Source organism: Frigoribacterium sp. CFBP9030 (assembly GCF_034045195.1).
GTDB lineage: Bacteria > Actinomycetota > Actinomycetes > Actinomycetales > Microbacteriaceae > Frigoribacterium.
Genome location: NZ_JAXCWG010000002.1, coordinates 40,273 through 49,300, shown reverse-complemented (window position 1 = coordinate 49,300; position 9,028 = coordinate 40,273). Strand labels below are relative to the sequence as shown.

The following is a 9,028-nucleotide window of genomic DNA, read 5'->3' as shown; positions in this document are numbered from 1 at the left end:
GGGGGCCGTCCCGGCGCCCGGCTTCGGCCTACCGTCCACGTCAGCCGGGACTCTCCGGCGAGAGACCGAAGGGGACAACATGTCCGTTGGAGACAAGGCAAAAGATTTCGTCCAGAAGGCAGCCGGTCACGTCGAGGAGGCCGTCGGCAAGAAGACCGACGACCCCGAGCTCACCGCGCAGGGCCAGAAGGACAAGTCGATGAGCGAAGACCGTCTGCAGACCGAGAAGGCCAAGGACGGCGACCTCAAGTAGGCAGCCCCACCGCATCACGCACCGCGAGGTGGACGAGACGCCGCGATCACGCCGGCTCTCGTCCGCCTCGCGGTTCGTCGTTCAGGCGCAGCGGGCGCCGGTCTCGTGCTCGACGAACACCCACATCCACTCCAGCGCGAGCTCCGAGGTCAGCCCCGGCGCCTTCTGAGCGAGCTGCGTCGCCACACCGTCGCTGTAGGCCGCGAGCTTGAGCGCCAGCTCCGACGCGTCGCCGACCGCGAGCGACGGGAACACCCCGCCGGCCCCACGACGCAGCGTGCGCGTCAGGCAGGCCTCCCACACGCGGATCCGCTCGACGTACTCCTCGGCCACCGCGGGCTTGCGGGCGACCGCCGTCCAGTAGTCCGACCACAGACGCCAGTGCTCGTCGCTCGCGTCGGTCGCGGCGAACAGGGGCTCGATCAGCATCCGCACCCCGGCGACGGGGTCGGGCTCGGCGTCGACCGCCTCGATGATCGACGAGTAGAACCGCGCCGTCTCGAGCACGACGACCTCGTTGAGGATCTGCGCGACGCTCTCGAAGTGATAGGTGACGGTGCCGACAGACACCCCCGCCTCCCCCGCGATGTCGCGCAGCCGGGTCGCACCGAGCCCCTCGCGGAGGATCACCCCGCGCGCCGCTTCGACGATCTGCGCCCGTCGCTCGGCGGGCTTGCGACGCGCCCCGCCGCCGACGGCGCCCGCTGGCGCGACACCCTCCGCCGACATCATGCCGACGTCCGCGGCACGACGTCCTCGAACCGCCGGTCGGCGACGAGCACCGCTTCCGTCGACGGTCCGCCGTCGCGCGCCCAGGCCCGCACCGTGTTGACGATCACGAAGTCGTCGTGGGTGGCCGAGACGTGCGACGTCGTCTCGAGCCAGGCCCGCCAGTCGGGCTTCTCGAGTCCGATCGCCCAGCGCGACTCCGCCGAGGCCGACAGCGGGTCGCCGTCGACGATGCGGTAGGTCTCGCGGCTGTCTTCGGTGAAGACGAGCCCGTCGGGGTACTCGCGTCCGCCGCCGTAGCCGGGGTCGACGTCGAGCACCCACTCGCCGGTGCCGACGTCGTGCGTGACGCTCCGCTGCGGCAGATCCGACGCGGGCGGCAGTGCCCGCACGGCGAGCGGCGTCGCGCGGGTCGGCTCGTCGAAGCGCACCCCGTCGTCGCCCGCCCGCGTCCACACCGGCAGCGTCACGGCGCTGCGCTGGGGGTCGATGGTGAGCGTGGCCTCGTCGGAGTGCGGCCAGATCCACGGCCAGTAGGCCGATGACACGGCGATCCGGAGGCGGTGGCCGGCCGGGAAGGAGTGCCCGGTCGAGACCAGCGGGACGCGCACGGTCTGCTCGACCCGCACCTCCATCGGGTCGTCGCGGTGCCGGCCGTTCCGCTTGTTCAGGTTGAGGACTCCGCGGGTGACGAGCGTCGAGCTGCCGTCGGGCGCCACGTCGCAGAGCCGCACGATGACGTTCGCATCGGGCCGGTCGCTCGTGATCGCGAGGTCGACGACGACGACGCCGAGCACGTCCAGCGGCGCACCGGCCCCGTTGCCCCCCTCCGAAGACGCCCCCACGTCGAGGTCGAAGCACACCGACCGGCCGTCCTCCGCGCGCTGGTCGGGCGGCAGGTCGGTGGCGTTGCCGAACGGGAAGAACCGCCCGGCGTCGAGCCCGGTGCTCTGCGGCGAGCGCACGACGACGGGTCCGTGCTCGCCGCCGGTCAGCAGCTCGAGCGGCTCGACGCGGGCCCGGGTGGCGGTCGACGGCCAGCTCTCGGCGCCGACCCAGCGTCCGGTCCGCTCGGCGTAGTACGTCGCTGGCGGCTCGGAGTCGTTAATCCACGCTCGCAGGGCCGGCTCGTCGTCGACGCCGTTCGGCTCGTCGAGCAGCCAGCGGTCCCACCAGCGCAGGGTCTCCTGCAAGAATCCGATGCCCGGGCCGGGGGCGAGCCCGCGGTCGGGGTACTGGTGCGACCAGGGCCCGATGATGCCCTTGACCGGTGCGTCGAGCTCGGAGACGAGGCGCAGCACGGCGTCGCGGTACGGGTCGGCCCAGCCGCCGACGGCGAGGACGGCGGCCGTGATCGACGAGTAGTCCTCGCACACGCTGCCGTGCCGCCAGTAGTCGTCGCGCTCCTGGTGCGAGAGCCAGACCGGAGTCATCGGCCGGTTATGCTCGAGGCGCTCGCGCCAGCGCGCGACCCAGTCGGCGCCGACCACCTCTGGGCGCGGCGGGCGGGAGTTGAACGCGAACATGGTGCCGCCCCACGCGGCCATGTCGATGCCGAGCACGGCGCCGCCCATGTAATGCACGTCGTTGTCGTAGCGGTCGTCGGTCGAGCAGACGGTGACGATCGCCTTGAGCGCGGCCGGGGCGCGGCCGGCGAGCTGCAGGGCGTTGAACCCGCCCCACGAGATGCCGAATGCGCCGACCGCCCCCGTCGACCAGGGCTGCGCGGCGAGCCACTCGATCAGGGCGATGCCGTCGGCGAGCTCCTGCTCGGAGTACTCGTCGTCGAACAGCCCGTCGCTCGAGCCCGTGCCGCGGATGTCGACGCGCACCGACGCGTACCCACGGGCGGCGTACCAGGGGTGCCGTTCGCTGTCGCGGGGAGCCGTCCAGTCGTCGAGCCGGTACGGCAGGTACTCGAGCAGCACGGGCACCGGGTGCTCGACGCGTGGGGCCCAGACGCGGGCGTGCAGTCGCGTGCCGTCGGGCAGCGGCACCCACTCGTCGCGCACGTCGATCTCGTGCAGGAGGCGCGGGTCGCCGAGGAGGCGCTGGTCGCCGCTCACAGACCGGTCCTGTCGGACGGCCGCCCGCCCTCGCGGGTCTGCTCGCGGCGGCTCGCGCTGCGCTCGAGGTGAGCCTCCGTCGCGAGGCCGGCCTGCGCCTCCTCGTCCAGGGCTCTGTCGTAGGAGCCGCGCTCGTGCGAGGCCCGCTCGTGCGAGGCGCGCTCGTGCGAGGCCCCGTCGCGCAGGCGGTCGTCGTTCGGGTGGGTGATGCTCACTGTGCCTTCCAGTTCTTGACGTGGTGCCCGCCGCCGTGGTCGGTCCAGCCGTCGGCGTCGCGCCAGCGGGCGCGCTCGTCGCCGACCCCGGGCAGCTCGGTGGTGCCGGGGTCGAGGGTGGCGTCGAGCAGGGTGCGGGTGTAGGGGTGGTTGGGGCCGCCGAAGACGCGGTCGGCGGGGCCGACCTCGACGATGCGTCCGCCGGTCATCACGGCGACGCGGTCGGCGACTCCGCGCACGACGGCGAGGTCGTGGCTGATGAAGAGGCAGCTCAGGCCCTTCTCGTCGCGGAGTCGCGTCAGCAGCTCGAGCACGCCGGCCTGCACGCGCACGTCGAGCGCGGTCGTGATCTCGTCGGCGATGATCAGCTCGGGGCCGGCGGCGAGCGCCCGGGCGATGCCGACGCGCTGACGCTGGCCGCCCGAGAGCTGGGCCGGCAGGCGGGTGGCGAAGTCGGGCGTGAGACCGACCTCGACGAGCAGCTCGGCGACGCGGTCGGGCGAGCTGCTGCCGGTGAACAGCTTGAGCGGGCGGGCGATCGCGGCGCCGACGGTGCGGCGGGGGTTCAGCGAGGTGTCGGCGTTCTGGAAGATCAGCTGGACGGCGCGTCGCAGGTCGGCGCTCCGTCGGCCGACGGGCTGGGTGAGGTCTCCCTCCAGGCCGGCTGCTCCGCGGAAGGCGAAGGCGCCCGACTCGGCGGGGATCAGCCCGGCCATCGCGGTGGCGAGCGTCGACTTGCCGCTGCCGGACTCCCCCACGACGGCGAGCGTCTCGCGGCGGCCGATCTCGAGCGACACGCCGTCGACCGCGGCGGGCAGACCGCGCCCGTAGCGCACGACGAGGTCGCGCGCGGCGACGACGGGCTCGGTGCTGCCGACACGAGGCGCAGCCTGCGCACCGGGATCGCCGGCGGACTCCTCGCCCCGCGCGACGGCGAGCACCTGCACGGCCCGCACGTGGGCGGCGTGCGCGATGCCCGACAGCGTCCCGCGGAGCGACCGGGCGTCTCGTCCCGACTCGCCCGCGGGGCCGCCGTCGTGGGCGTGCAGGCGCGGGATGCTCGCGAGCAGCTCGCGCGTGTACTCGTGCTGCGGGTCACCGAACAGCTCGGCGGTCGGCCGGTGCTCGACGATCACGCCGTCGCGCATGACGGCGATCTCGTCGGCCATGCTCGACACGACGCCGAGGTCGTGGCTGACGAGCAGGATCGCCATGTCGAGCTCGACCGCCAGATCGCGGATCAGCTCGAGCACGGCCGACTGCGTCACGACGTCGAGCGCGGTGGTCGGCTCGTCGAGCACGAGCAGCTGCGGCCGCGCGGCGACGGCCATCGCGATGGCGATGCGCTGCTGCTGCCCGCCCGAGAGCTGATGGGGGTAGCGGCGCACGATCGTCTCGGGGTCGGGCAGGCGCACGTGCCGCACGAGCTCGAGCACGCGGTCGTGCCCGCCGGGCAGCCCGTGGCTCTCGAGCGCCTCGCGCAGCTGCCGCCCGACGCGCATCGACGGGGTGAGGGCCTGACCGGCGTTCTGCGCGACGAGGGCCGCGGTGCCGCCCCGGAGCGCGCGTCGCGCCCGCTCGTCGAGCGCGAAGACGTCGTCGCCGGCCACGCGGACGCTGCCGCCGACGATCCGCGACCCCCGCCGGAGGTGCGCCAGCAGAGTGCGGGCGACGGTCGACTTCCCGCTGCCGCTCTCTCCGACGAGTCCGAGGGCGCGGCCGGCGGCGATCTCGAAGCCGACGCCGCGCACGACGGGCACCTCGCGGCGCCCCGCGGCGTACGAGATCGAGAGGTCGTCGACGACCACGACGGGGGCGGAGGCGGTGTCGGTGACGGGCACCGCGCCTCCCTGGTTCGTGCTGGTGGTGGTCATGAGGTGGCGCCCTTCTGCGCGCGGTCGACGCCGAGCGTCTTGCTCAGTCCGTCGGCGCTGAGGTTGAGGCCGATCACGAGGGTGGCGAGGGCGACGACGGGGGCGAGCGTCCCCATCGGCACGACGGTGAGCGCGGTGCGGTTCTCCTGCACCATCAGCCCCCAGTCGGGAGTCGGCGGGTTGGCGCCGAACCCCAGGAACGACAGGGTCGAGATGAGCAGCACGATCCACGACGCGCGCATCGCGAACTCGACCAGCACGACGTCGAGCACGTTCGGCAGGATCTCGCGGAACACGATGCTCAGCGACCCCTCGCCGCGCGCCCGGGCGGCGGTGACGTAGTCCTGGGTGATGACGGTGCGGGCGGCGCCGCGCACGACGCGGGTCACGGCCGGCGCGTACACGACGGTGACGGCGAGCACGATCACCCAGAGCCCCGAGTCGAACACGGTCACGACGACCAGCAGCGCGAGGATCGACGGCACGCTGAGCAGCGCGTCGACGATGCGCATGACGACCTCGTCGAACCAGTTGTCGGCGTACGCCGTGATGCAGCCGAGCACCGTGCCGATGCTCACCGCGATCGTCGTCGCCAGGAACGTCACGAGCAGCGCGTACTGCCCGCCGTGCAGGGTGCGCGAGAGGATGTCGCGGCCGTACTGGTCGGTGCCGAGCCAGTGCGACCAGCTCGAGCCGGCGAGGGCCGCGGCCGAGCCGGTCGCGACGGGGTCGTGCCCGGCGATCAGCGGGGCGAGCAGGGACAGCGCGATGTGCAGCGCGATGAGCCCCAGACCGATGCCGAGAGCCGAGGAGGCGCTGATGCTGCCGGTCAGACCGGTCGCGAGACCGTGCAGTCGCGCCCCGACCGTCTTCGGAGCGTCGGGCCGACCGGTCGAGGCGACCCGCGCCTCCTCGGTTCCGTTCGTCGTCGTGCTCATGAGCGGGCCTTCCGTCGGGTGCGGAGTCGGGGGTCGAGCACGAGGGCGATGAGATCGGCCGCGAGGTTGCAGACGACGTAGACCAGGGCGCTGACGACCGCGATCGCCTGGATGGTGGGCAGATCGCGGTTGAACACCGACTCGAGCATGAGCTTGCCCATGCCCGGGTAGTTGAAGACGTTCTCGACGACGACCACGCCGCCGAGCAGCCAGGCGACGTTCAGCGCGACGACGTTCAGGGTCGGCAGCAGCGCGCTCGGCACGGCGTGACGCCAGACGACCTGACGCGTCGAGAGGCCCTTCAGCTCGGCGGTGGTGACGAACTCGGACGCCATCACGTCGATCGTCGACGACCGCGCGGTCCGCACGATGTACGCGGCCATCGCGAGGGTCAGCACGATCGCGGGCAGCCAGACGCTCGGCAGCAGCTCGACGACGGTGGCGCTGTCGCCGCGCAGCACGACCGCGGGGAAGATCGGGATCGCCACGGCGAACAGCAGCACGAGGATGGTCGCGACCATGAACTCGGGCACGCTCATCACGATCAGGCTGATCAGCGAGATCGCGTGATCGCTCGGACGGCCTCGACGCACCCCCGCGACGACGCCGAGGGTGAGCGAGATCGTGACGCCGACGAGCATCGCGGGCACGGCGATCAGCATGCTGTTGCGGAACGCGATCAGCAGATCGGGGCCGACCGGCGCGCCGCTGACGAGCGAGACGCCGAAGTCGCCGTGACTCGCGCCGAGCAGCCACTCGCCGTAGCGGGCCCAGACGTTCTGATCGAGGCCGAGCGTGTCGCGCAGCGCGGCGACGGCCTCGGGCGTGGCGTCCTGGCCGAGCAGCTGCTGCGCGACGTCGCCGGGCAGCGCCTGCACGGCGAAGAACACGAGGAACGAGGCGAGCAGCACCGTGAGCAGCGCGGTGCCGACGCGACGCAGCACGAGCAGCAGGGTGCTGAGGGCCGGGCTGCCGGTACGTGACGGGCGCGGGGTCGTGGGCGCGCCTCCTCGGCTCGTGAGATCGGCCTCGACGGCGGAGCCGGTCGGGGTGTCGGTGGGGATGTCGGTGGGGCTCATGCGCGCAGTCCGATCTGGAGGTAGTCGAACTCGAAGCCGTACTCGCGGTAGTTGACGACGTCGCGACCGATGCCGACGAGGCGGTCGCCGAACATCGGCGTCATGTCGGCGCTGTCCTCGACGATCAGACGCTGGGCGTCCTGGTAGAGGGTGGCGCGACGGCCGTCGTCCATCTCGGCGCGGGCGTCGTCGAGCAGGGCGTCGAAGGTCGGGTTCGACCAGGCGCTCTCGTTGTACGACGAGCCGGTGCGGAAGATCTGGTTCAGCAGCTGGTCGATCGGGCGGCCGGTGAACCAGTAGCTGACCATCAGCGGCTTCTGCATCCAGATCTGCGTGTAGTACGAGTCGGCGCTGGCGTTCTTGACGACGAGGTCGATGCCCGCCTGCTTCACCTGGTCGCGGTAGGCGACGGCCATCGGCGTGAAGACCGACTCGTAGCTCGAGGTGTGGATGTCGGTGCGGAAGCCCTCGCGGCCGGCCTTCTTCAGCAGGGCGCGGGCCTTCTCGGGGTCGTACTCGCGCTGCTCGTCGAGCCAGACGGCCCGGGTGGGAGGCACGGGGTTGTCCCAGCCCGCGGTGCCGGTCCCCTGCAGGGCCGTGTCGACGATCGCCTGCGGGTCGTAGGCGAGCTTCATCGCCTGGCGCACCAGCGGATCGCTGAACTCGGCGCTCGTGAACAGCATCGGGATCGTGTACCACTGCGCGTTCGCCGAGCGGGCGACCGTGGCGGTGCTCGACGCGCTGACGACCTGCGCGGTCGCGAAGTCGAGGTTCGTCTGCGAGATGAGGTCGATCTGACCGGCGAGCAGCGCGTTGACGCGGGCCGTCGTGTCCTGGATCGAGTAGAAGTCGATGCCGTCGAGGGCCGGGCGGCCGGCGAAGTGGTCGTCGTACGCCTCGATGCTGCCGGTGCCCGCGGGCTCGAAGCCGCTGAGGCGGAACGGGCCCGTGCCGATGCCGGTGGTGCCGATCGTGGGGCCGTTCGCGGGCTCGGCGCTGCCCTCGGGGATGATGTAGCACTGGTACGCCGTCAGCAGCGAGGGGAACTCGGCGTTCGGCGTGAGCAGCTCGATGCGGAGGGTGAGCGGGTCGGGGGCGCTCATGCTGCCGGGGCCGATCATGGCGGCGAGCACCTCGCCCTGCGGCGACGCGGTCTCAGGGTCGAGGATGTGCTCGATCGAGTAGATCGCGTCGGCGGCGGTGAAGCGGCGGCCGTCGTGGAACCGCACGCCGCTGCGCAGGCGGAACGTCCAGGTGACGCCGTCGGGTGTGGCCGACCACTCCTCGGCGAGGTCGGGCACGGTGACGCCCTGCTCGTCGAGCTTGACGAGGCGGTTGTAGAGGGCGCCGAGGTACTCGTAGGCCGAGAGGGAGCTGGCCGAGTCGAGGGTCTCGGCGGCGGAGGCCGCGGGGCGCGCGATGCGGAGGCGTCCGCCGCGCTGCGCGGTGCCGGTGGCGGCGGCCTCGGGGATGGTCGGGTCGCTGCGGGCGGGGGCGCAGCCGGCGAGGGTGAAGAGGCCGGCGAGGCTCGCGAGCCCGGCGGCGCCGGCGAGGACGGTGCGGCGGCTCGGGCCTCGGGATTCTCCGCCCGGGCGCGGGTGTTCGGGGACGATCGGTGTCATACGGGTATGGCCTTCCGGTTTATCGTTCGGGTGAACGATAAGGCAGTCGCGGCGTATCCACGATTCGAGGGCCGAGGCTTAACGCACTCGTTACGTCGCGGCGCCGTGCGGCGGGCCCTGCGTCGAAGTGACCCGAAGCGGGCCCTTCGGCGCCCCCGGGCCCCCTTTGGCGTCACCTCGACGCGGGGCCTGCGGCCCCTCGCGGCGTCGCGCGGCGGGCCGTGCGTCGAGGTGGCGCAAAGGGCCGCCTGC

The 9,028-nt window shown here is 72.7% G+C and carries 8 protein-coding genes; 1 reads left to right on the top strand and 7 read right to left on the bottom strand.

What is annotated here, in order from left to right; all coding sequences use genetic code 11:
- Positions 1–79: 79 nt before the first annotated feature.
- On the top strand, positions 80–253 hold the full coding sequence (locus tag SOM13_RS02485; RefSeq protein WP_192060521.1) for a CsbD family protein: 174 nt from the start codon (positions 80–82) through the stop codon (positions 251–253).
- A gap of 81 nt (positions 254–334) precedes the next feature.
- On the opposite strand, the gene SOM13_RS02480 is transcribed toward SOM13_RS02485, so the two are convergent.
- Genes SOM13_RS02480 through SOM13_RS02450 form a run of 7 tightly spaced genes read right to left on the bottom strand, consistent with a single transcriptional unit; the run spans position 335 to position 8,776 of the window.
- Complete coding sequence (locus tag SOM13_RS02480) at positions 335–985, bottom strand: TetR/AcrR family transcriptional regulator (protein ID WP_320478825.1); 651 nt, start codon at positions 983–985, stop codon at positions 335–337.
- Positions 982–3,048, bottom strand: a complete 2,067-nt coding sequence (locus SOM13_RS02475; RefSeq protein WP_320478824.1) for a CocE/NonD family hydrolase — start codon at positions 3,046–3,048, stop codon at positions 982–984. Before SOM13_RS02475 ends, SOM13_RS02480 begins: the two co-directional genes overlap by 4 nt.
- The gene (locus SOM13_RS02470; protein WP_320478823.1) at positions 3,045–3,263 is read right to left on the bottom strand and encodes a hypothetical protein; all 219 of its coding nucleotides are present in this window, start codon (positions 3,261–3,263) and stop codon (positions 3,045–3,047) included. The genes SOM13_RS02475 and SOM13_RS02470 overlap by 4 nt, the downstream gene beginning before the upstream one ends.
- Positions 3,260–5,137, bottom strand: coding sequence for an ABC transporter ATP-binding protein (locus tag SOM13_RS02465; RefSeq protein WP_320478822.1), 1,878 nt, complete (start codon positions 5,135–5,137; stop codon positions 3,260–3,262). Before SOM13_RS02465 ends, SOM13_RS02470 begins: the two co-directional genes overlap by 4 nt.
- Positions 5,134–6,075, bottom strand: coding sequence for an ABC transporter permease (locus tag SOM13_RS02460; RefSeq protein ID WP_320478821.1), 942 nt, complete (start codon positions 6,073–6,075; stop codon positions 5,134–5,136). Before SOM13_RS02460 ends, SOM13_RS02465 begins: the two co-directional genes overlap by 4 nt.
- Positions 6,072–7,154, bottom strand: a complete 1,083-nt coding sequence (locus SOM13_RS02455; RefSeq protein ID WP_320478820.1) for an ABC transporter permease — start codon at positions 7,152–7,154, stop codon at positions 6,072–6,074. The genes SOM13_RS02460 and SOM13_RS02455 overlap by 4 nt, the downstream gene beginning before the upstream one ends.
- A complete protein-coding gene (locus SOM13_RS02450) occupies positions 7,151–8,776 on the bottom strand; it encodes an ABC transporter substrate-binding protein (protein WP_320478819.1) in 1,626 nt (541 codons plus the stop codon). Before SOM13_RS02450 ends, SOM13_RS02455 begins: the two co-directional genes overlap by 4 nt.
- Between the last annotated feature and the right edge of the window lie 252 nt (positions 8,777–9,028).